The organism is Pseudomonas sp. E1MeOHC2 (assembly GCF_058745025.1).
Genome location: NZ_CP196675.1, coordinates 1,933,889 through 1,954,441, shown reverse-complemented (window position 1 = coordinate 1,954,441; position 20,553 = coordinate 1,933,889). Strand labels below are relative to the sequence as shown.

Annotated in this window: 18 protein-coding genes; 3 read left to right on the top strand and 15 right to left on the bottom strand. The window is 62.9% G+C overall.

The features are described 5' to 3' along the window. Window positions 1–18: 18 nt before the first annotated feature. The gene (locus ACSSU5_RS08710) at window positions 19–294 is read left to right on the top strand and encodes a polyhydroxyalkanoic acid system family protein (protein ID WP_264311255.1); all 276 of its coding nucleotides are present in this window, start codon (window positions 19–21) and stop codon (window positions 292–294) included. 43 nt (window positions 295–337) lie between these two features. Here the strand turns inward: ACSSU5_RS08710 and ACSSU5_RS08705 are convergent, their stop codons facing one another. Beyond that, the gene (locus ACSSU5_RS08705; protein WP_492561009.1) at window positions 338–5,062 is read right to left on the bottom strand and encodes a dermonecrotic toxin domain-containing protein; all 4,725 of its coding nucleotides are present in this window, start codon (window positions 5,060–5,062) and stop codon (window positions 338–340) included. Window positions 5,063–5,239: 177 nt separating this feature from the next. Here ACSSU5_RS08705 and ACSSU5_RS08700 point away from each other — a divergent pair, with 177 nt between their 5' ends. Both ACSSU5_RS08700 and ACSSU5_RS08695 read left to right on the top strand, forming a co-directional pair. Then, on the top strand, window positions 5,240–5,659 hold the full coding sequence (locus tag ACSSU5_RS08700; RefSeq protein WP_027592419.1) for a phasin family protein: 420 nt from the start codon (window positions 5,240–5,242) through the stop codon (window positions 5,657–5,659). Window positions 5,660–5,669: 10 nt separating this feature from the next. After that, a complete protein-coding gene (locus ACSSU5_RS08695) occupies window positions 5,670–6,431 on the top strand; it encodes a phasin family protein (RefSeq protein ID WP_492561008.1) in 762 nt (253 codons plus the stop codon). A 123-nt stretch (window positions 6,432–6,554) separates the two neighbouring features. On the opposite strand, the gene ACSSU5_RS08690 is transcribed toward ACSSU5_RS08695, so the two are convergent. The 14 genes from ACSSU5_RS08690 to gshB all read right to left on the bottom strand — a co-directional run bounded on the left by ACSSU5_RS08690 (window position 6,555) and on the right by gshB (window position 20,515). Further along, window positions 6,555–7,169, bottom strand: coding sequence for a TetR/AcrR family transcriptional regulator (locus ACSSU5_RS08690; protein ID WP_492561007.1), 615 nt, complete (start codon window positions 7,167–7,169; stop codon window positions 6,555–6,557). A gap of 13 nt (window positions 7,170–7,182) precedes the next feature. Beyond that, window positions 7,183–8,865: a class II poly(R)-hydroxyalkanoic acid synthase gene (gene phaC / locus ACSSU5_RS08685; protein WP_264311259.1), complete on the bottom strand. Its 1,683-nt coding sequence runs from the start codon at window positions 8,863–8,865 to the stop codon at window positions 7,183–7,185. A 59-nt stretch (window positions 8,866–8,924) separates the two neighbouring features. After that, window positions 8,925–9,776, bottom strand: a complete 852-nt coding sequence (gene phaZ / locus ACSSU5_RS08680) for a poly(3-hydroxyalkanoate) depolymerase (protein ID WP_264311260.1) — start codon at window positions 9,774–9,776, stop codon at window positions 8,925–8,927. A 63-nt stretch (window positions 9,777–9,839) separates the two neighbouring features. Continuing rightward, window positions 9,840–11,519: a class II poly(R)-hydroxyalkanoic acid synthase gene (phaC, locus tag ACSSU5_RS08675; protein ID WP_264311261.1), complete on the bottom strand. Its 1,680-nt coding sequence runs from the start codon at window positions 11,517–11,519 to the stop codon at window positions 9,840–9,842. A 353-nt stretch (window positions 11,520–11,872) separates the two neighbouring features. Then, window positions 11,873–12,250 carry a gamma-butyrobetaine hydroxylase family protein gene (locus ACSSU5_RS08670; protein ID WP_264311262.1) on the bottom strand — a complete coding sequence of 126 codons (378 nt, stop codon included), beginning with the start codon at window positions 12,248–12,250 and terminating at the stop codon, window positions 11,873–11,875. A 94-nt stretch (window positions 12,251–12,344) separates the two neighbouring features. Continuing rightward, window positions 12,345–13,688 carry an ATP-dependent protease ATPase subunit HslU gene (gene hslU, locus ACSSU5_RS08665; protein ID WP_492561006.1) on the bottom strand — a complete coding sequence of 448 codons (1,344 nt, stop codon included), beginning with the start codon at window positions 13,686–13,688 and terminating at the stop codon, window positions 12,345–12,347. A 76-nt stretch (window positions 13,689–13,764) separates the two neighbouring features. Continuing rightward, entirely contained in the window at window positions 13,765–14,295 is a 531-nt protein-coding gene (gene hslV / locus ACSSU5_RS08660; RefSeq protein WP_003249309.1) for an ATP-dependent protease subunit HslV, read from the bottom strand. Between the two features lie 254 nt (window positions 14,296–14,549). Then, window positions 14,550–15,821 carry a dihydroorotase gene (locus tag ACSSU5_RS08655; protein ID WP_264311264.1) on the bottom strand — a complete coding sequence of 424 codons (1,272 nt, stop codon included), beginning with the start codon at window positions 15,819–15,821 and terminating at the stop codon, window positions 14,550–14,552. Then, window positions 15,818–16,822 carry an aspartate carbamoyltransferase catalytic subunit gene (locus tag ACSSU5_RS08650; RefSeq protein WP_027592428.1) on the bottom strand — a complete coding sequence of 335 codons (1,005 nt, stop codon included), beginning with the start codon at window positions 16,820–16,822 and terminating at the stop codon, window positions 15,818–15,820. The genes ACSSU5_RS08655 and ACSSU5_RS08650 overlap by 4 nt, the downstream gene beginning before the upstream one ends. 12 nt (window positions 16,823–16,834) lie before the next feature. After that, the gene (gene pyrR / locus ACSSU5_RS08645) at window positions 16,835–17,353 is read right to left on the bottom strand and encodes a bifunctional pyr operon transcriptional regulator/uracil phosphoribosyltransferase PyrR (RefSeq protein ID WP_027592429.1); all 519 of its coding nucleotides are present in this window, start codon (window positions 17,351–17,353) and stop codon (window positions 16,835–16,837) included. A 46-nt stretch (window positions 17,354–17,399) separates the two neighbouring features. Beyond that, window positions 17,400–17,825 carry a Holliday junction resolvase RuvX gene (ruvX, locus tag ACSSU5_RS08640; protein ID WP_027592430.1) on the bottom strand — a complete coding sequence of 142 codons (426 nt, stop codon included), beginning with the start codon at window positions 17,823–17,825 and terminating at the stop codon, window positions 17,400–17,402. Beyond that, window positions 17,825–18,394, bottom strand: a complete 570-nt coding sequence (locus tag ACSSU5_RS08635) for a YqgE/AlgH family protein (protein WP_264311266.1) — start codon at window positions 18,392–18,394, stop codon at window positions 17,825–17,827. Before ACSSU5_RS08635 ends, ruvX begins: the two co-directional genes overlap by 1 nt. A gap of 170 nt (window positions 18,395–18,564) precedes the next feature. Further along, on the bottom strand, window positions 18,565–19,470 hold the full coding sequence (locus ACSSU5_RS08630; RefSeq protein ID WP_492561005.1) for an energy transducer TonB: 906 nt from the start codon (window positions 19,468–19,470) through the stop codon (window positions 18,565–18,567). A 91-nt stretch (window positions 19,471–19,561) separates the two neighbouring features. Next, window positions 19,562–20,515, bottom strand: coding sequence for a glutathione synthase (gene gshB / locus ACSSU5_RS08625; RefSeq protein WP_264311268.1), 954 nt, complete (start codon window positions 20,513–20,515; stop codon window positions 19,562–19,564). Window positions 20,516–20,553: the final 38 nt, after the last annotated feature.

Here is a 20,553-nt window from a genome sequence, read left to right as displayed (position 1 = left end):
ATACCCAGGATCACCCGCATGACCCAGATCAGCGTTGAACGCAAACACTCCCTCGGCCGCGAGGGCGCCCGTGCCAAGGCCGAAGCGCTGGTGGACAAGCTGAGCCGTGAATACGACCTCAAGGCCACCTGGAACGGTGACCGGGTCGATGTGGCCCGCAGCGGCGCCAACGGCAGCGTGCACATTGGCGAGGACAGCATCCGCGTCGAACTGAAGCTGGGCATGATGCTGTCGATGATGAGCGGCACCATCAAGGGCGAGATCGAGCGGGCACTGGACAAGGCCCTGGCGTGATGCAGCCTGCGGGGCCGACGAGCCCCGCAGCTATCTGTCGTGCTCAAGGCTCCGGGAACGGAATGATGTCCTTGTCACGCTCATACAACAGGTCGCCACCATAGACCCTGAGCCGTTCATACCTGTTGGCGGCGCGCATGAGTTGCTCGCTGCGGGACTTGGCCTTCGGCAGTTTCAGGTGGCCCTGGGTAAAGGCATGGGCGGGCGCGTTCGCGCTGGGGTAGTGAAAGTGTGCCTCCCAGAGCAGTTCGCTGCCAGCCGCGCGTACCTTGTCTATCCGGTAGATATCCAGAAAGTGCCCATCTGCGGTGCGGGTGCGCTTGTCCACCCGCCTGACGGTGACTGCGCCAAGCTCCTTCAGGGCGCGCACCACCCAGCTCTCCGGATACTGGGTGTTGAAATAGATCGTTGTCAGCGCCTGGTACTTTGCATCGCGGGTGCGCTTGATGGCTTTAAAGAGTTTGTCCTTCAGCACAGGACTGGCTTCGGCATTCAGTTCATTGTGGACACCTGTGAGTTTGTCCATGTGCTGATCGAGTCGGTCAGCCAGTGTTTGTGGTTGCTCCATGTAGCGCTCGGCGCTGCGGATCTCTGCCTCGGTCTGGGCTACAAGGCGCGTACCTTCACTGCGTAACTTCTTTTGACTCTTGCCTGGTTGTGAAACCTTTGGCGCTTCCAGCCATACATCGCCATGCTGTTCGAGTTCGCAGGCTGCCGTTTTGCTCACGGGGTCGTACTGGATTGCGCGACCGTCCCTCAGCGTCTCTTCAACCAGGGTTTTCTTGTGCCGGGCGGTACGGATGCTTTTCAGCTTCCTTAACGGCTGCGTACGGATTTTCGCTTGCCCGTGCGCAGGGCCGGGTGTAACAGGCGCCTGTGCCGCCCCCGCCAGCTCGAATCTTTCGGTGTAGGCGGCGTCCAGGGCGCGCTCGGCAAGGTTACGCAACTTGGTGACCTGTTCGACGAAGCCCTGCAAGGGCTGCGTGTCAATCGCCGGATCGTTCAGCGCCAGCAGGTCCTCGGCGGTATTGAGGGCGCCGGTGTACGCCTGGCGCACACTGCTGAGTACTTCGATCTGATCGTCCAGCGATTGTTCACTGGCCAGCAAGCCGTCATGGTTCAGCACGGCCTTACGAAGCTCGGGCCCACAAAGGCGTTGAGGCTGGCTGTCGATGTGCTCGATACTTTCAGGCGTCAGGTTTTCCCTTTTAAATGCCAGCGAGGCCAGGTCCACGCATGTTTGGGCACACAGCATGACCGTGGAATAAGGTCGATGTTGCGTGGCATTCGCCAGTTCTGTCTCTTTGTTTGCAAATGCGATGCTGGCGTCACTTGATGCTTTTGTCAGATTGCGATCGAGGCGTTCGCTGGCTTTGAGCAAACGCTTGCTGATGTCGAGGGCGACGTTGCGAGCTGCTCTGTATTCTGTAATTGAGTGTATTTCTTCAGGTGTTCGGGGCAGGCGGGGAAGTTGCCTGGCCACGCTGTCGAGGTGGATGTAGTCAGTCTCCAGCAACAAGCGATTGAGCAGGCTGACGTCGTTGTCAATTGACAAGTGGTAAAGGTTGCCAAGGTTGTCTGTGTAGCGTTTGTTGCCGAACTGCTGATACACCGGCTCGCACAGTTCGGACGTGTCGTTTATGGTCACGGTGAGGACGGCGGCGCGTTCTTCCATCAGGGTCGAGGCTGCTCTCACGGCGTCCCCGAGCTCAACCCGCAGCGCTCTCAACGCTTGCAGATCGTCCAGTTGCTGCTGGGACGGCGTTGCCACAGTGTCGCCCTGCTCGGGCGCCTTATAGGTGTCTGCGTAGTTTTTCACCTGTTCATCGAGCGGTTGCAGGGTCAGCAGATTCGCAGGAATCGTTTCGTCGTAGACTTCAAGTGCCTCGATCCGCTCGATGACGGCGTTGCTCATCCTCTGGAAATCCACCTTGGGCGTGGTTTTCACAGGCATGCCGCCGGCCATCCTCAGTTGAAGTGCCCATTCACCATTCCACCGGCTGATCCAGGGGCCCCTTTCGCGCGCTCGGCCTACGATGTGATAACCGTCGGCTTCACCGCCCCATTTGGATTCCCATTCGCTCTGGCTCTGGTCAGGGCCGATGATCTGTACACCGCTCCAGCATTCCTGCACTTCATAAGGCGTGTCGTGCAGCTTGACGTAATGGTGCCCTTCGACTTCGTAGAGGCCGCGCAGGCGGCCTGTAGCGATCGGGGCATGCCCTTGCAGGGAACGCTTGGCTTGCAGCTTGGCCAGCGCGATGCGTCGTTCCTGCGGCAGGTTGGTCAGACGTTGGCTGTCGTTCCAGTGGCTGACCCTCGGGGAAGGAAATGCCTGTTCATCCTTGGCGGGTTCCCAAGGTAGCTCCCGGGGCGCTTCTGCGACTATCGATGGCGTCAGGCCTGCCGAAACCGGTGCGGTGAAACGCGCTGCTGGCGCTGGGGGCGCAGGTGTGCCGGCATGCGGCTCCGGGATTTGGCGATGCGCTAGCAACATCGCCAGGTTGGTCAACAAATCGGTGATTGCGATGGCTCTTTCCTGCTCCGAGCCATGCAGCAGTGCAGGAATATCGTCCTTCAAGGTGGCGACTGTTTGCAGTAGCCACACTGCGCTTGCTGCAGGTCCGCTTAACAGCATGGAGCCGGTGTTGAAAAGTGCCCAGGCAATCTGTTTGACCAAGGCCCATTTCGCTTGTGCATTGGAAACGCTGTTACGTGTTGCCATGAAGAGCATGGCATCTACCCGGCTCTTGAACATGTGCGCGTCAAGATCGCCTGCCCAGGCCTCGAACGTTGCGTCCACGGGAAGTGCAAGCGTGGCCAGGACGGTGTCCACCACTGCGCTTTGTGGGTTGACCAAATGGGCCAACTGGGAAAGGCGAGGGTGCAGATGTGGGCGGAGAAACCCACCGTTTTCGTAGAGCTGTCGGGCGTCTTTATCCAGCCAGTCGAGCATGCTCTGTTGCAGGTCGCCACCTTCGCGGACGCTGTTCATCAACGCATCCAGGCTGGCGAATTGCAGAATCGTGTCTTCTGGGTAAAGGGGACGATACAGGACCCAGCGGTTGGTTGTGGTTGGCAGACTGATCAGGTACATACCCTGCACCGTATCGCTAGACGAGGCGCCAGGCGCGCACAAGAAGGCCAATGGGGCCATGCTTGTCGCCTGCGATTGTTTAGCCGCCTGGCTAAATTCGACCAGTGCCTGACAGGCACTTCCACTGAGCTTCTTGTTGATCGTGGCCTGCAGGGCATTGAGCATCAGGTTGCTCCGCCATTCTTTGGCGAACCGGGCAGTTCGAGTTGCTTTCCCGGGCGGCCCGTCGATCTTGCTGTGTACGTAGGGCGAATAGTGGCCGCCAATGTCGACCTTGAGTATCAGGCTTTCTACCTCTTCGATGGTCAACCAGTCGCTGATGCCAGCATGACTGGCGTCGGTGATGCCCGTTATTGCCTCCAGCTGGCCGGCTTGCAGGCGGGAAATGGCAAGATCGGTCAGGGAGACGCGTCTACTGAACAGCGATTGCCCTCCGCCTGCAGGCCCGGAGGGCACGGCTTGATCGATGCTGATGAACACTTGGTCCGGGTCGTGTACCGCCTTGTCAGGGTAGTCGCTCACCAACTGCTTGCGCAGGCGGCGATTGGCAAAACGATGCACTCCGTCGATGTCACCAAGGGACGTCAGCCCTTTCGATTGCCCTTGACTGGCTGCAAGTTCAAGCATTGCCGCGTGATAATTGAAGCGATCAGTATCAGAGGCATCGGCAAGCCATTGGGGAAGTTCGATATCGGGTAAATCAGGGTTCAGGTAGCCAAGCTCGGAAAAAAATCCGGAGGGGTCGGTGATGTTGCTGAACACCGTTTCCAGTTGATCGGCTTCGGTCAGGTTGCCCAGGCGTAGGTGGCTGATGCGATCAAGAATGCTGTTGAGCACCTGGGTTGCCTGCCAGGCGAAGACGTCTTCGCTCAATGCACGCTGCGTCCATGACATGCTTTCAAAGCGATAGCTCTCGGCCAGCTCATTCTGCAGCGCCGCAGCCAGCGTCGCAAAGTCGGCATGGCTGCTGATGTGCCCCGATGGCCTGCAACGCAGCACTGATGTACGGCTGCCGTGTGTTCCCGTGAGGACCAGGTCCGGTATGGCGTGCGGGTAGGATGTTCCGTTGTCGCTGAGGGAAACTTGCAGGGCGCTGACCGTCAGCCCTTCGCCACTGCCCACGAGCATCGTGTAGAGCGCGTGCTTTTCACCTTCGTTCAGGCCTGGCTGCTGGATGTTGGCAAGCAGCGAGGCCTTGATCATCTGCTGCAGCCAGCGTAAGCGCGTCACATCCGATTCGCCGAAGCCGTTCCAGTAGCTGATTTGCGCCTGTTGCAGGTTTTCCCTAATTCCCGCGAGCAAGGTGTCGAAGGCGCTATTGAGCTTGCTCATGTCAAGGTCGATCTGCGGTTGCGCAGTGGCATCGAGCCCTTGCTCTTGAGCGCGGAAAACCTTGGGCGGTGCGATGCTCAAAGGGCCCTGGCTTACCAGCGACAAGCGCTCGCCGGTCAGAAGGTGTTGCAGGAGCCTGTCGACCAGGCCGTTGTTATCAACCTCGCCACCCAGAAGGGTAAAGGTTTCGAGGGATTTCAGGCCTGGGTTGTGGGTTGCGATCCAGGGGTAGCGATCGAGCAGAACTGCGAAACCGTCGGTGGCGATAACCTGGCGTAAGGTTGGGCGACTGGCGAAATGATTCGCGACGAGTTGTCGAAACGTGTTGCGCTGGGGCATGGTCGGGAGGCTCCGCTTGGCGGTCGTTGGGAAACGTGACGCTAGCGCTGCCTGGCCTGCGGTCGGTGTTGCATAGATCTGTTTAGGGTGCGAATTCTAATTTCCCTCCCTACCTTATGCTCAAGCCCAACCTCCATGGGCGGTTCCTCTCCACTCATGAGCATGAGGTACTAGAGCATGGCCAAAGTGAATGTGAAGAAAAAGGACGACGCCCCAGGCACCCTGGGCGAGGTGCGCGGCTACGCGCGCAAGATCTGGCTGGCAGGTATCGGCGCCTATGCCCGCGTCGGCCAGGAAGGTTCCGAGTACTTCAACGAGTTGGTAAAAGCCGGCGAAGGCGTTGAAAAACGTGGCAAGAAGCGCATCGACAAAGAGCTCGATGCGGCCAACAACCAGCTGGATGAAGCGACCCAGGAAGTCAGCCGCGTACGCGGCAAGGTCGAAGTTCAACTCGACAAGATCGAAAAAGCTTTCGACGCACGGGTTGGTCGCGCCTTGAATCGCCTTGGCATTCCGTCTAAACATGACGTTGAGGCGTTGTCCATCAAGCTTGAGCAACTGCACGAACTGCTTGAGCGCGTCGCGCACAAACCATAAGGAGAGCAGGATGGCTGGCAAGAAGAATTCCGACAAAGAAAGCAGCTCCTGGGTCGGCGGGATCGAGAAGTATTCCCGCAAGATCTGGCTGGCGGGGCTGGGGATCTATTCGAAGATCGACCAGGACGGCCCGAAGCTGTTCGACACGCTGGTGAAGGACGGCGAGAAAGCCGAGAAGCAGGCGAAGAAGACCGCCGAAGACGTGGCCGACAGCGCCAAAGCTTCGACCACCTCGCGCGTTTCGGGTGTGAAGGATCGTGCGCTGGGTAAATGGAGCGAGCTCGAAGAAGCCTTCGACAAGCGCCTGAACAGCGCCATCTCGCGCCTGGGCGTGCCGAGCCGCAACGAGATCAAGGCCCTGCACCAGCAGGTGGACAGCCTGACCAAGCAGATCGAGAAACTGACCGGTGCTTCGGTCACGCCGATCTCCAAGGCGGCCGCGAGCAAGTCCGCTGCTAAGGCGCCTGCCAAGCCGGTTGCGAAAACTGCGGCGGCCAAGCCAGCGGCCAAGGCTGCTGCGGCTAAGCCTGCAGCCAAAACCGCTGCTGCCAAGCCAGCGCCTAAACCGGCTACCAAGCCTGTTGCGGCCAAGCCTGCGGCGGCTAAGAAGCCTGCAGTGAAGAAGGCTCCGGCCAAACCGGCCGCCGCCAAACCGGCAGCGCCTGCCGCCAGCGCGGCGCCTGCTCCGGCGGCTACTGCGGCGCCAGCGCCAAGCGCGGCACCGGTCAGCAGCACCCCGTCGGCTCCGACCGGCACCGGGACCCTGATCTAGTCCCGCGTCGGCTTCTTCGCGGGGCAAGCCCGCTCCCACAGAGCCTCAGCACAGGGTTTGCAAGCTGAGCTGAATTTGTGGGAGCGGGCTTGCCCGCGAAGCAGGCACCGCCGATCCAGCAGGCTACCCCTCCAGATACCGCATCGCCAACTGCTCCGCCGCCGCCCGTGCCTGCGTCTGCAGATGCGGCGCCACCAGCATCATCACCTGGTACACCACAATCCCCACATCCCCCTCACGCCCCAGCACCCGCTGGTAATCCAGCGAGAACATCAGCGTCAGGGTGATCTGCTCCACCAGTTGCCCCAGCGCCTGGGTCTCACTCGTCACCTGCCCCTGGCCCTTGAGGCTGGCCAGCAGCGCGGCAAGGGTTCGCTTGAGCGCGTTGATCAGGCTGCGCATGCCGCGGGCCAGCTTGGGCAAGCGCCCGGTCAGGTTGGACAGGTCCTGGAACAGGAAGCGGTACTGGGCCATGCGCTCGACGATCAGGTGCAGGAACAGCCAGTAGTCCTCGGCATCCAGGCGCACCTCCAGCGGTGGGTCGAGCAGCGGCATCAGCGCTTCTTCGAAGCGCTCGAACAGGCCCAGCACCACGGGCTCCTTGCCATGGAAGTGGTAGTACAGGTTGCCAGGGCTGATGCCTAGCTCATTGGCGATCTCCAAAGTCGAGACATTCGGTTCGCCTTGCTGGTTGAACAGATGCAGGGCGCATTCGAGGATACGGTCGCGGGTTTTCATCCAGGCGGTGTGCTCATCGGGTCAGGACATAGGTGCCTGGCGCAGGGCCCAGCGGTGGATAGGTTGCATTGCCAAGCGCCGTACGCGGTGCTTTGAGCGGGCCTGAACGTGGTGTGACCCACTCCAGCCACAGCGGCCACCAGCTGCCCTCGCTGCGCTGGGCATCATGGAACCAGGCACGTGGGTCGCTCGACAGCTTCGGGTTGGCCAGGTAGTAGGCCTTGGGGTTGCCGGGTGGGTTGATGATGCTCTGGATGTGCCCGCTGTTGGCCAGCACGAAGCGCCGGTCGCCGCCGAGCAACAGGGCCGAGCGGTAGACGGCGTCCCAAGGGGTGATGTGGTCGTTGCTGCCGGCCACGGTAAAACTGTCGAGGTCGACCTGTTTGAGGTCGATGGGCGTGCCGCAGACCTCAAGGCCGGCCGGGTGGGTCAGCGGGTTGAGCTTGAAGAAGTCCAGCAGGTCGCCATGCAGCGCCGCAGGCAGGCGCGTGCTGTCGGCATTCCAGTACAGAATGTCGAAGGCGGGCGGGGTCTTGCCGAGCAGGTAGTTGTTGACCCAGTAGTTCCAGATCAGGTCGTTGGGCCGCATCCAGGCGAAGATGCGCGCCACTTCGGCGCCGTCGAGCACGCCGCGCTGGTACGAACGGCGCTTGGCTGCCTCGATGGTCTGCTCGTCGGCGAACAGGCTGGCGGGGCTTTCGAACTTGCTGTCGAGCAGGCTGACCAGGTACGTGGCGCTGCGTACCCGGCGCAACTGATGCTTGGCTTGCAGGTGCCCTTGCAGTGCTGCCAGGGTCAGGCCGCCAGCGCAGGCGCCCATCAGGTTGGGGTCGCGGTTGCCGCTGATGCTGCGGCAGGCATTGAGCGCTTCTTCCAGGGCCTGAACATAGCTGGACAGGCCCCATTCGCGGTGGCGTGGGTCAGGGTTGCGCCAGCTGACCATGAACACCTGTAGGCCGTTCTTGAGCATGTACTGGACAAAGCTGTTGGTCGCGCTCAGGTCGAAGATGTAGAACTTGTTGATCTGCGGCGGCACGACCAGCAGCGGCCGGGCGTGCTGCTTTTCGCTCATCGGCTGGTACTGGATCAGCTCCAGCAACTCGTTGCGAAACACCACGGCGCCTGGGGTTGCCGCCACGTTGCCACCCACCTCGAAGGCGCGCTCGTCCACCTGGCGAGGCAAACCATCGTTGTGGCGCAAATCGTCGAGCAGGTGCGCCACACCACGCACCAGGCTCTGGCCACCGGTGTTGAGCAGCTCCTTCACTGCCAGTGGGTTGAGCAGCGAGTTGCTGGGTGCGAGGGCGTCGTTGATCAGGCTGAACAGGAAATGCGCACGGGCCCGGTCATCGTCGTTCAGGTGGCTTTCCTCGATCCACAGGCGGGTCTGCTTCTGCCAGGCCAGGTAGGCTTGCAGGCCACGCCGGTAAAACGGGTTCTGGCTCCACGTCGGGTCGCTGAAGCGCGTGTCTCGCGGGCTTGGCTGATAGGGTGTGTCGCCGAGCATCACCCGGCCCAGCTGGCCGCTCAGGGCCAGCAGGTGGCGGGCGGTGTGCAGCGGATTGCGCAAGCCATGGCGGCCGACACTGCGCAGCGTGGAAATCAAATCGCGACCGCGCAGGCCGAGGACGGCGTTCTGCACGTTCATGCTGGTGGCGGGAAGCGTTGGCGTTCCTTTGGCCGGTTTGTCTTTCATGGCAACACTCCCTCGTCTTACCCTTCCGCCCGGTGGCCTCATCGCGGCCAAGCCTGCGCCTACACGCCCGAAGCCGGGCGAGGGTGCATGACTGCGCGCTGACGCTCTTGCTGAAGGAACTTCATGATGATCGGGGCGACGGCCTCGGCCCGGGTGATCAGAAACAGATGGCCGTCGTCGATAATGTGTAGCTGGGCATTGGGAATCCGCCAGGCCAGCAGGCGCATGTTGATCAGCGGGATCAGCGGGTCGTCATCGCCGGCCAGCACCAGGGTGGGCTGCTGGATCTTGTGCAGCCAGTGAATGCTGGTCCAGCCAAACCCTGCGAACAGTTGCCAGTAGTAGCCCAGCTTGCCGCCGGAACGCACCTTGGATGCGTGTTGCATGGCAAGGTCCGGGTCGCGGCGAAAGCCACCGCCGTAGATCAACGGGGCGATGCGGATCACATGAGAAGGCTGAATGTAGCGCCGTGGGCTGGCCATCATCCACAGCACCTTGGGCTTGCCCGGCACCATCACTGCACCCGCAGCGGTAGCGGCCAGTACCAGCTTCTTGCAGCGCTCGGGGTAGTCGTGGGCGAACTGCTGGGCCAGGGCGCCGCCCCAGGACACGCCAATCACATTGACCTGGCCGTAATCGAGGTAGTCGAGCATGCGTGCCGTCAGCTTGGCCAGCCCAGGGAAGCGATAGGGCTGGCGCGGCGTGGACGAGCCGCCAACGCCCGGCACGTCGAAGGCGATGACTTCAAGGTCCGGGTCCAGTGCTTCGATGAACGGGAACACCAGCTCCAGGTTGGCGCCGATGCCGTTGAAGATCAGCAGCGGCGTCAAGTGCGGCTTGCCTGGGCGCACGGCAGTGCGGATGGACTGATTGTCCAGTTCGACGGTCCTGAAGATATAGGGTTGCGGCATGCGCGTGGCTCTGTGGTGTAGTGAACACCGTGGCCCACCCGCAGGTAGCCACGGCGCTGCAACTCAACGTTCGTGAACGTAGGTGCCCGGAGATGCCTCGCCAGCGGCATAGGCGCGGTTGCCCAGGCGGGTCGGCGCTTTTTTCAGGTCGCCGGCACGTTCGCCCAGCCACGTCTGCCAATGCAGCCACCAGGAATCGGCATGCTTGGTCGCGTTCTCCTGCCAGGCCACGGGGTCGCCTGGGCGATCGGCGCCGGTCATGAAGCGCGCCTTGGGGTTGCCCGGCGGGTTGAGGATGCTCTGGATGTGGCCGCTGTTGGACAGCACGAACTCTATCTTGCCGCCAAACAGGTGCGCCGAGCGGTAGCAGGACGGCCACGGGGTGATGTGGTCGTTGGTGCCTGCCAGGCTGTAGATGTCGCAGGTGACCTGCTTCAGGTCGATCGGCGTGCCGCACACTTCCAGTGCGTCGGGACGGATCAGCGGGTTGCTTTTGAACATCTCGATCAGGTCGCCATGGAAGGCGGCCGGCAGGCGCGTGGTGTCGTTGTTCCAGAACAGGATGTCGAACACCGGTGGCTCGTTGCCCAGCAGGTAGTTGTTGACCCAGTAGTTCCAGATCAGGTCGTTGGGGCGCATCCAGGCGAACACCTTGGCCATCTCGCTGCCTTCGAGCACGCCGGCCTGGTAGGAGTGGCGCTTGGCGGCTTCGAGGGTCTGTTCGTCGACGAACAGCGCAACCTGGGTGTCCATGGTGGTGTCCAGCACGCTGACCAGCAGGGTCAGGGCATTGACCTTCTTCTCGCCAAGGGCGGCGTAATGGCCCACCAGCGCGGTGCAGGTGATGCCGCCGGAGCAGGCGCCGAGCATGTTCAGGTCTTTGCTGCCGGTAATTGCCAGCACCGCATCGACCGCTTCCTTGAGTGCATCGATGTAGGTCGACAGGCCCCATTCACGCTGGGCCTTGGTCGGGTTGCGCCAGCTGATGATGAAGGTCTGCTGCTGGGCGCGCAGGCAGAAGCGCGCCAGGCTTTTTTCCGGGCTGAGATCGAACACGTAGAACTTGTTGATCTGCGGCGGCACCACCAGTAGCGGCCGCGCATGTACTTGTTCGGTGATGGGGCTGTATTGGATCAGCTCCAGCACGTCGTTGCGGAACACCACGGCGCCGTCGCTGGTGCCCAGGTTCTTGCCCACTTCGAAGGCGTCCATGTTCACCTGGCTGGGCATGCCGCCGTTGTTGACCACGTCCTTGGCCAGGTTGGACAGGCCATCGAGCAGGCTTTTGCCACCGGTTTCGAAGAAGCGTTTGACCGCTGCCGGGTTGGACAAGGTGTTGGTCGGCGCCATGGCCTCGGTCATCAGGTTGATGACGAACTGCCCGCGGCTGATGTCCTGGGGCGACAGGTCGCTGCTGCCGATCCACTCCTGCAGCTCATTGCGCCAGGCCAGGTAGGTTTGCAGGTAGCGGCGGTAAAGGGGGTTGTTGCTCCAGGCGGGGTCGTTGAAGCGGCGGTCGTCGCTCTCGGGTGCCAGGCTGGATTTGCCCAGCAGCACGTTCTTCAGCTCCAGGCCAAAGTGCGCCACGTGCTTGGCGCTGTGCAAGGGTTGGCGCACTGCCTGGCGCAGCACGGTACGTGCCGAGCTCAGCAGGTCCTTGCGGCGGATGCCGATGACCGGGTTCAACCCCAGGGTGTTCTCCGAGGCCTGCCGCTGCAACTCATCGTTGTTCTTGTTACTCATCTACGACGCTCCGTTGTCCAGAGACGAGTACCGGTTGCCTGTGGCGGGGTGCACAGTCCAGAGCCCGGTACTGCTACTCGGGTGACCAGTGATAAGGAACAGCGGTGCTGCTGGCCGGATGCATGGGGTGATGAGCTGCGGGGAATTCTGCGTGTGAAGACAGCCTGCTTTCGCTCGCGACCTCTACATACCGGCTTGGTCCTGATTGCCTTCAAGGCGATGCAGGGAACTTGCCAGCTCCATTGGTTACCCGACTTTCATGTAATGCGCAAGACAGCCCGTCACTGGGCTGTCTGTAGGGCATTCAAGCAGATGAGATTAGAAAATGCGCTCTAAACATTGGATGGCTTGCGCTAGAGCATGAGTTTCACCACCGATTCGGCCGGATCGCGGGACTTTCCGGCCTTATGCAACTCGTCGAGGTACTCGGCCCAGAGCTGATCCTGGCGCAGGCTTAACTGCTCAAGGTATTCCCAGGTGAACAGGCCGCTGTCATGGCCATCGTCGAAGGTCAATTTCAGTGCATATTGGCCAGCGGGTTCGAGGCCGACGAGGCCGACGTTGATCTTGCCAACTTGCAGGATAGGGTTGCCGTGGCCCTGGACCTCGGCGGAGGGGGAGTGCACGCGCAGGAATTCGGCGGGCAGGTGGTAGACCTCGTTGGGGCCGTAGGTAAGGCTGAGGGTCTTGGAGGCTTTGTGCAGATTGATGGCGGTGGGCAGACGGGCCATGGGCTGAATCTCTCGGGAGCTGATGGTGCAAGCTTCCAGCTTCGGTGCAAGAGATTCAAGTTTGATTGGGGCCGCAAAGCGGCCCCATACGGTCTTACAGGATGTAGCGCGACAGGTCTTCGTTCTGCGCCAGCTCACCCAGGTGGCTGTTCACATACCCGGCGTCGATCTGGATCGGCGTTTCGTCGTGAGTGCTGGCCAGGTCGCCGGCACTGAACGACACCTCTTCGAGCAGGCGCTCGAGCAGGGTGTGCAGGCGGCGGGCACCAATGTTTTCGGTCTTTTCGTTGACCTGGTAGGCGATCTCGGCCAGGCGCTTGATACCGTCGGTGAGGAACTCGATGTTCAGGCCTTCGGTCTTGAGCAGGGCCTGGTACTGTTCGGTCAGCGAAGCGTGCGGCTCCTGCAGGATGCGCTCGAAGTCTTGCGGGGTCAGCGCCTTGAGTTCGACACGGATCGGCAGACGGCCTTGCAGCTCAGGTACCAGGTCGCTCGGCTTGCTCAGGTGGAACGCGCCCGAGGCGATGAACAGAATGTGGTCGGTCTTGACCATGCCCAGCTTGGTGTTGACGGTGCAGCCTTCGATCAACGGCAGCAGGTCGCGCTGAACGCCCTCGCGGGATACATCGGCGCCGCCGACATTGCCGCGCTTGGCCACTTTGTCGATTTCGTCGATGAACACGATGCCATGCTGTTCAACGGCTTCCAGGGCCTTGGCCTTGAGTTCTTCTTCGTTGACCAGGCGGCCCGCTTCTTCCTCGCGGACCATTTTCAGTGCTTCTTTGACCTTGAGCTTGCGCGCCTTGCGCTTGCCCTTGCCCATGTTGGCGAACAGGCTCTGCAACTGGTTGGTCATCTCTTCCATGCCGGGCGGCGCGGCGATTTCGACGCCCACGGCATCAGCCACTTCGATTTCGATTTCCTTGTCGTCCAGCTGGCCTTCGCGCAGGCGCTTGCGGAACAGCTGGCGGGTGTTGGAATCGCTGCTGGTCTGCGCGGCTTCTTCGCTGAAGCTGGTGACCCGCGCCTGCGGCAGCAGGGCGTCGAGGATGCGGTCTTCGGCGGCGTCTTCGGCGCGGTGGCGCACGCGGATGATCTCCTGCTCGCGGAGCATCTTAAGCGCGGCATCGGCCAGATCGCGGATGATCGACTCGACATCACGGCCCACGTAGCCGACTTCGGTGAACTTGGTCGCTTCGACCTTGATGAACGGCGCGTTGGCCAGCTTGGCCAGGCGACGGGCGATTTCGGTCTTGCCGACACCGGTCGGGCCGATCATCAGGATGTTCTTCGGTGTCACCTCGGCACGCAGCTCGGCAGGCAGCTGCATGCGCCGCCAGCGGTTGCGCAGGGCGATGGCCACGGCGCGCTTGGCGTCGTCCTGGCCGATGATGTGGCGGTTGAGTTCGTGAACGATTTCGCGGGGGGTCATGGACATGATGAAAATGGTCCTCAAGCAGAATGAGTCAGCGTGGAAAAGCCCCACCACTGGGATGGGGCGCCAGAACAGCTGATCAGTCGGCCAGGTCCTGCTCCTCGATGGTCAGGTTATGGTTGGTGAACACGCAGATGTCACCGGCGATGTTCAGGGCGGTCTCGGCGATTTCGCGGGCCGAGAGGTCGGTCTTGTTCAGCAGGGCACGGGCTGCGGCCTGGGCGTAGGCGCCACCGGAACCCATGGCGATCAGGCCGTCTTCGGGTTCGACCACGTCGCCGTTGCCGGTGATGATCAGCGAGGCATCCTTGTTGGCCACGGCCAGCATGGCTTCCAGGCGGCTCAGGGAGCGGTCGGTGCGCCATTCTTTGGCCAGCTCGACGGCAGCACGGACCAGGTGGCCCTGGTGTTTCTCCAGTTGCCCTTCAAAGCGCTCGAACAGGGTGAAAGCATCGGCGGTGGCACCGGCGAAACCGGCGATGACCTGGCCGTGGTACAGGCGACGAACCTTCTTGGCGTTGCCTTTCATCACGGTGTTGCCGAGGGAAACCTGGCCGTCGCCGCCCATGACGACTTTGCCGTTACGGCGGACAGAAACGATGGTGGTCAAGGGGAGAGTCTCCACGCAGCGGGGCGAAAGTGCCTGATGCAGACTCATATGGGGGTGGGGGGAAGGATTTCAACCTTGGGGGATGAATGGCTGGGGCTGTATGCGGTCAATGTGGGAGCGGCCTTGTGTCGCGAAAGGGCCGCAACGCGGCCCCAGCAATTTTATACACAGCCCCGAAATCCTGGGGCCGCGTTGCGGCCCTTTCGCGACACAAGGCCGCTCCCACAGGGCTGTGCAAGCTGCTTGCTCCCTGGTCAGGCCTCGTGGCAGACGTGCCCATCGACCAAGGTGTAACGCACCGCCCCAGGCAGGCAGTGGCCGATGAACGGGCAGTTTTCGCCACGGGAAAGCCACTGCTCGCCGGCGACGGTCGAGGCTTTCGGGTCGAACAGCACCAGGTCCGCCGCGCCACCGACCTTCAGCTCACCCGCCGGCAGGCGCATGGCGGCAGCCGGGCCGCTGGTCAGGCGCGCCAGCAAGGTCGGCAGATCGACCAGGCCGTCCTCGACCAGGGTCATGGCCAGTGGCAGCAGCACTTCGACGCTGCTGATGCCAGGCTCGGTGGCACCGAACGGGGCCAACTTGGCATCGCGCTCATGCGGCTGGTGGTGGCTGGAAATCGCCTGGATCACACCCGACTTGACTGCCGCGCGCAGGCCGTCGCGGTCGGCGGCGGTACGCAGCGGCGGCTGCACGTGGTACAGGCTGGAAAACTCGCGCAGCGACTCGTCGGTGAGAATCAGCTGATACAGCGCCACGTCGGCGGTCACCGGCAGGCCCAGTTCCTGGGCTTGGGCGATCAGCCGCGCGCCGCGGGCGCTGGTGATCTGGGTGAAGTGCGCGCGCACGCCAGACTGTTCGACCAGCAGCAGATTGCGCGCCAGGGCCACGGTCTCGGCGGTTTCGGGGATGCCCGGCAGGCCGAGGAAGCTGGCCATGGCGCCTTCATGGGCCAGGCCACCCTGGGCCAGGTCGCGGTCCTGGGAGTGGAACACCACGGTCAGGTCGAAGGTGGCGGCGTACTCCAGGGCGCGGGCCAGGGTGCGGTTGTTGGGGATTTGCTTGAGGCCGTTGCCGAAGGCCACGCAACCGGTGTCGCGCAGGGCTACCAGCTCGGCCAGTTGCTCGCCTTCCAGGCCCTTGGTCAGGGCGCCGATCGGGTAGACCTTGCTGTTGCCGGCTTCGCGGGCGCGGTCGAGAATCAGCTCGGCCACCGCCGAGGTATCCAGTACCGGTTTGGTCTGCGGCGGGCAGCACAGGCTGGTCACACCACCGGCCACGGCGGCGCGGGTTTCGCTGGCGATGTTGCCTTTGCGGCTGTAGCCCGGCTCGCGCAGGGCCACGTCGAGGTCGACCAGGCCAGGCGCTGCGATCAGGCCGTCGGCCTGGATCGTGCGGTTGGCGCTGAAGCCGGCCGGTGCCGCGCCGATCGCAGCGATGCGGCCGCCGTCCAGGTGCAGGTCGGTGATCTGGTCCAGGCCGCTCTTGGGGTCGATGACCCGGGCGCCAAGAATACTGATGCTCACAGGGCGTTCTCCTGGTCGAGTTGGCGTTGCGCGTTTTGCCCGCTCATGGCCATGGACAGCACGGCCATGCGCACGGCAATGCCGTACGTCACCTGGTTGAGAATCACCGAGTGCTTGCCGTCGGCCACGGCCGATTCGATCTCCACGCCGCGGTTGATCGGGCCAGGGTGCATGACAATGGCATCGGGCTTGGCACCGGCCAGGCGCGCGGTGGTCAGGCCGAACAGGCGGTAGAACTCGCCCTCGCTGGGCAGCAGGCCGCCGGCCATGCGTTCACGCTGCAGGCGCAGCATGATCACCACGTCGACATCTTTCAGGCCTTCGGCGAGGTCGGTGTAGACCTTCACGCCGTATTGCTCGATACCGATCGGGATCAGGGTTTTCGGGCCGATCACGCGGATGTCCGGGCAGCCCAGCGCCTTGAGCGCGAGCATGTCGGAGCGGGCCACGCGCGAATGCAGGATATCGCCGACGATGGCCACAGACAGGTTTTCGAAGCTGCCTTTGTGCCGACGGATGGTCAGCATGTCGAGCATGCCCTGGGTCGGGTGCGCATGGCGGCCATCGCCACCGTTGATCACGGCCACATCGGGGCACACGTGCTCGGCGATGAAGTGCGCGGCGCCCGAATCGGAGTGGCGCACGACGAACATGTCGGCAGCCATGGCTTCCAGGTTGCGCAAGGTGTCGAACAGGGTTTCGCCTTTGCTGGTCGAGGAGGTCGACACGTTGAGGCTGATCACGTCGGCAGACAGGCGCTGCGCGGCCAGTTCGAAGGTGGTGCGGGTACGGGTGGAGTTCTCGAAGAACACGTTGCACACGGTCTTGCCGCGCAGCAACGGGACTTTTTTAACGGCCCGGGCACCGACTTCCAGGAAGGAGTCGGCGGTGTCGAGGATCTCGGTCAGCAGTTCGCGGGGCAAACCGTCGAGCGAGAGAAAGTGGCGCAGCTGGCCCTGATCATTGAGCTGCAGCGGGCGCTTGGCGTCGATTGGCGTCATCGCGGGGGACTCTTAAAGGGCGGAAGCGGAGGCGAGGTCCTGGCGCTCGAGGGCGAGCGGTGCGGGTCCGGTCAATTTTACCCGTTCATGGGCTGCCAGCGACAGGGTGGCACCGAGCACATTGGGACGAATCGGCAGTTCGCCGGCATCCAGGTCGAGCAGGCAGACCAAGGTGACACTGGCCGGGCGGCCATAATCGAACAGTTCGTTGAGCGCGGCGCGAATGGTGCGGCCGCTCATCAGGACGTCGTCGATCAGCACCAGGTGCTGGCCTTCGATTTCGAAGGGTAGCTCGGACGGGCGCACCTGCGGGTGCAGGCCGTTCTGGCTGAAGTCATCGCGGTAGAACGACACGTCCAGGGTGCCCATGGGGCTGGTATCGCCCATTTCTTCCTGCAGCGCCTGGGCGACCCAGACGCCGCCCGTGCGGATGCCGATGAAGCGCGGCTCGGTGATAGCACGGCGGGCCAGGTGGGCGCGAAGGTCGACAGCCATCTGCCGGATCAGATCGGCGGGATTGGGTAGGCTCATTGCGTGCTCCTCGGGGGCCGCCGGCATTGCCCGGCGGCAAAGATGATCAGGTATTGGCCTCCAGCCAGCCTTGCAGCAGCAGGGCGGCGGCAATGGCGTCGACCGGGTTGTCGCGGTAGCTGCCGCGCTGGCCACCCCGGGTCAGGCGTTCGCCCTTGGCCTCGAAGGTGGTCAGGCGTTCGTCGTGGGTGTGCACGGGCAGGTTGAAGCGGCCGTTCAGGCGCCGGGCGAACTTCTCGGCGCGGGCGCTCATTTCGCTGGGCGTGCCGTCCATGTTCAACGGCAGGCCGACGACGATGGCGTCGGGCTTCCATTCGGCGACCAGTTTTTCCACCTGGGCCCAGTCCGGCACGCCGTTTTGCGCTTTCAGGGTGCACAGCTCGCGAGCCTGGCCAGTAATGACCTGGCCAACCGCCACGCCGATCTGTTTAGTGCCGTAGTCGAAGCCCAGCAGCAAGCGTAGTTCGGCCATCAGGCGTGGCCCGCCTGGCTGGTCAGCAGGCTGAGGTTGATGCCCAGGCTGGCGGCCGCAGCGTTCAGGCGCTGGTCGCTGGCAAGGCCGAAGATGATCTCGGGGTCGAACGGGCAGTTGAGCCAGGCGTTATCGGCCAGCTCCGCTTCCAGCTGGCCAGCTTCCCAGCCGGCGTAGCCCAGGGTGATCAGGCTGTTTTGCGGCCCGACGCCTTCGGCGATGGCAAACAGCACGTCCTGCGAGGTGGATAGCGACAGGCCCTGCAGCTCGATGGTGGCCTGGTAGGTGCACTCGCTGGAGTGCAGCACGAAACCGCGATCGGTCTGCACCGGGCCACCCTGGTAGATCGGCACGTGCAAGGTGCTGGCCGGGGGTTCATCGTCCGGGCGCAACTGTTCGAGGATATCGGCCAGGCTGAGCTCCTGCGGTCGGTTGACCACCAGGCCCATGGCGCCATTGGCATTGTGCTCGACGATGTACGTGAGGGTCTGGGCAAAGTTCGGATCGGCCATGTGCGGCATGGCGATCAGGAACTGATGCTTGAGGTAGCTCGGGGCGAGGGTTTTCATGGGGGATAGTGTGGCGCCAGGTGACGAGGCTGACAAGGTGGTTTGTGTGTCGCCTGTGCCGGCCCTTTCGCGGGGCGAGCCCGCTCCCACAATGATCACCACAAGTCTGAAAACTGTGAAGGACCTGTGGGTGCGGGCTTGCCCGCGAAGAGGCCAGTACAGCCAGCAAATCAGTTACTCGACAACCGGTCCCCACGGGCAAATCGCCAAGTGCGGATGATCTCCAACCGGTCGAATTCCGCCAGGTCGCCGGTAAACGGCGCAAACGGCGCCGCCAGCCTGACGATGCGTTGCGCCGCCTGGTCCAGCACCGCTTGCCCGGACGACTCCAGCACCAGTACCTCGTACAGCGAACCATCGCGGTTGATCGACACCATCATGCGCAGGTTGCCGTAGATTTGCTGGCGCCGCGCTTCGTCTGGGTAATTGAGGTTACCCACCCGCTCGACCTTCTTGCGCCACTCCTCCTTGTACCAGGCGCCCTTGTCGCGCATGGTCGAGGCCGCGTTGAGGCGGTGGATGCGTGGGCGCTTGGCATACAGCTGCTGTTCGTTGGACAGCTCGGCCTCAAGGCTGGCGATCTGGCTGGACAGTTGCGAGCTGTCGAAGTCAGGCGTCGGTGTTGCCGGCTTGGGCTGCGCCTTGCTTTCCTTGGGTTTGGGTTCGACTTTTTGTGGTTTGGCGGCCTTGGTCACCACCGCCGACTTCTCGGGGGTGGGCGGCGGCGCGACGTCGGGCCTGGCCGCAGGTGGCGGTGTGACCTTGTTGATCTTGCTGTCCTGGAAGGGGGCGACCTCGGTGGTCTTGGGCACCGCCTTTTTTTCCAGGGTGCCGCTGCCTTGCTGGTTGTCCTGAGCCTGGAAATCGGCCTTCTCGGGCGCTTTCTCGCTTTTGAAGGTGGCCAGGGTGATGTCCATGGTGTGGCGGATTTCAGCAGGCTTGGCCACGGTAAAACCAACGCCAAGGATCAGCACCAGGTGCACCAGGGCAGCCAGAAACAGGGTAAAGCCGAGCCGATCCACCGGGCGAACGCGGGGTGGCAGCAGGTCGGAGGGGATGTCAGCGGGCAGCGTCATCAGGTATCCAGCAACCGCGGGGCGGGGCAGCAGGCCAAGTAAAAAGGACCTGCATCATACCCCACTCTGCGATTATGCCGCGCGTTGCCGGTCAGCGGGCCTTCAGCTGGCGATCAATGGCGTCCATCAATTGCCCACCGATGTTGGTGTTGAACGCGTTGTCGATCTCGCGGATGCAGGTCGGGCTGGTGACGTTGATTTCGGTGAGATGCTCGCCAATCACGTCCAAACCCACGAACAGCAGGCCTTTTGCGCGCAGGGTCGGGCCGACCTGGGCCGCGATCCAGCGGTCACGCTCGGTCAGCGGGCGGGCTTCGCCACGGCCACCGGCGGCCAGGTTGCCGCGGGTTTCGCCACTGGCCGGGATGCGCGCCAGGCAGTAAGGCACCGGCTCGCCGTCGATCATCAGGATGCGCTTGTCGCCGTCCTTGATCGCCGGCAGGTAGGCCTGCGCCATGATCTGTTGAGCACCCAGCGCGGTCAGGGTTTCGAGGATCACCGACAGGTTGGGGTCGCCGACCCGGTGGCGGAAGATCGAGGTGCCGCCCATGCCGTCCAGCGGCTTGAGGATCACGTCGCCATGCTGGGCGGCGAACTCGCGAATGATGTCTGGGCGGCGGCTGACCAGGGTCGGCGGCGTGCACTGCGGGAACAGCGTGGCGAACAGTTTTTCGTTGCAGTCGCGCAGGCTTTGCGGGCGGTTGACCACCAGCACGCCCTCGGCCTCGGCCTGCTCCAGCAGGTAGGTGCTGTAGACGAACTCCATGTCGAACGGCGGGTCCTTGCGCATCAGGATCACGTCCAGCTCGGCCAGGGGGCTGTCCTGCTCGTCGCCCAGCTCGAACCAGCGTGCCGGGTCGGCGAATACTTTCAGCGGGCGCATCCGCGCACGCGCCTTGCCTTCGCCTTGGTACAGGTCGCGCTGTTCCATGTAGAACAGGCTCCAGCCGCGGGCCTGGGCGGCCAGCAGCATGGCCAGCGAACTGTCCTTCTTGTAGGAGATGGACGCGATGGGGTCCATGACAATGCCGAGGCGAACGCTCATGGGGTGGTTCCTCTTGGCGGCGCGCAGCCGCGATGGAT

What these genes read in the sequence shown, in the direction of transcription:
- phaZ (WP_264311260.1), bottom strand. Translation starts at nt 9,776, where the DNA reads ATGCCGCAACCCTATATCTTCAGGACCGTCGAACTGGACAATCAGTCC.
- ruvX (WP_027592430.1), bottom strand. Translation starts at nt 17,825, where the DNA reads ATGGCCGAACTACGCTTGCTGCTGGGCTTCGACTACGGCACTAAACAG.
- ACSSU5_RS08690 (WP_492561007.1), bottom strand. Translation starts at nt 7,169, where the DNA reads ATGAAAACCCGCGACCGTATCCTCGAATGCGCCCTGCATCTGTTCAAC.
- hslU (WP_492561006.1), bottom strand. Translation starts at nt 13,688, where the DNA reads ATGTCCATGACCCCCCGCGAAATCGTTCACGAACTCAACCGCCACATC.
- ACSSU5_RS08650 (WP_027592428.1), bottom strand. Translation starts at nt 16,822, where the DNA reads ATGACGCCAATCGACGCCAAGCGCCCGCTGCAGCTCAATGATCAGGGC.
- ACSSU5_RS08695 (WP_492561008.1), top strand. Translation starts at nt 5,670, where the DNA reads ATGGCTGGCAAGAAGAATTCCGACAAAGAAAGCAGCTCCTGGGTCGGC.
- ACSSU5_RS08700 (WP_027592419.1), top strand. Translation starts at nt 5,240, where the DNA reads ATGGCCAAAGTGAATGTGAAGAAAAAGGACGACGCCCCAGGCACCCTG.
- phaC (WP_264311261.1), bottom strand. Translation starts at nt 11,519, where the DNA reads ATGAGTAACAAGAACAACGATGAGTTGCAGCGGCAGGCCTCGGAGAAC.
- ACSSU5_RS08705 (WP_492561009.1), bottom strand. Translation starts at nt 5,062, where the DNA reads ATGCCCCAGCGCAACACGTTTCGACAACTCGTCGCGAATCATTTCGCC.
- gshB (WP_264311268.1), bottom strand. Translation starts at nt 20,515, where the DNA reads ATGAGCGTTCGCCTCGGCATTGTCATGGACCCCATCGCGTCCATCTCC.
- ACSSU5_RS08670 (WP_264311262.1), bottom strand. Translation starts at nt 12,250, where the DNA reads ATGGCCCGTCTGCCCACCGCCATCAATCTGCACAAAGCCTCCAAGACC.
- ACSSU5_RS08710 (WP_264311255.1), top strand. Translation starts at nt 19, where the DNA reads ATGACCCAGATCAGCGTTGAACGCAAACACTCCCTCGGCCGCGAGGGC.
- ACSSU5_RS08635 (WP_264311266.1), bottom strand. Translation starts at nt 18,394, where the DNA reads ATGAAAACCCTCGCCCCGAGCTACCTCAAGCATCAGTTCCTGATCGCC.
- pyrR (WP_027592429.1), bottom strand. Translation starts at nt 17,353, where the DNA reads ATGAGCCTACCCAATCCCGCCGATCTGATCCGGCAGATGGCTGTCGAC.
- phaC (WP_264311259.1), bottom strand. Translation starts at nt 8,865, where the DNA reads ATGAAAGACAAACCGGCCAAAGGAACGCCAACGCTTCCCGCCACCAGC.
- ACSSU5_RS08630 (WP_492561005.1), bottom strand. Translation starts at nt 19,470, where the DNA reads ATGACGCTGCCCGCTGACATCCCCTCCGACCTGCTGCCACCCCGCGTT.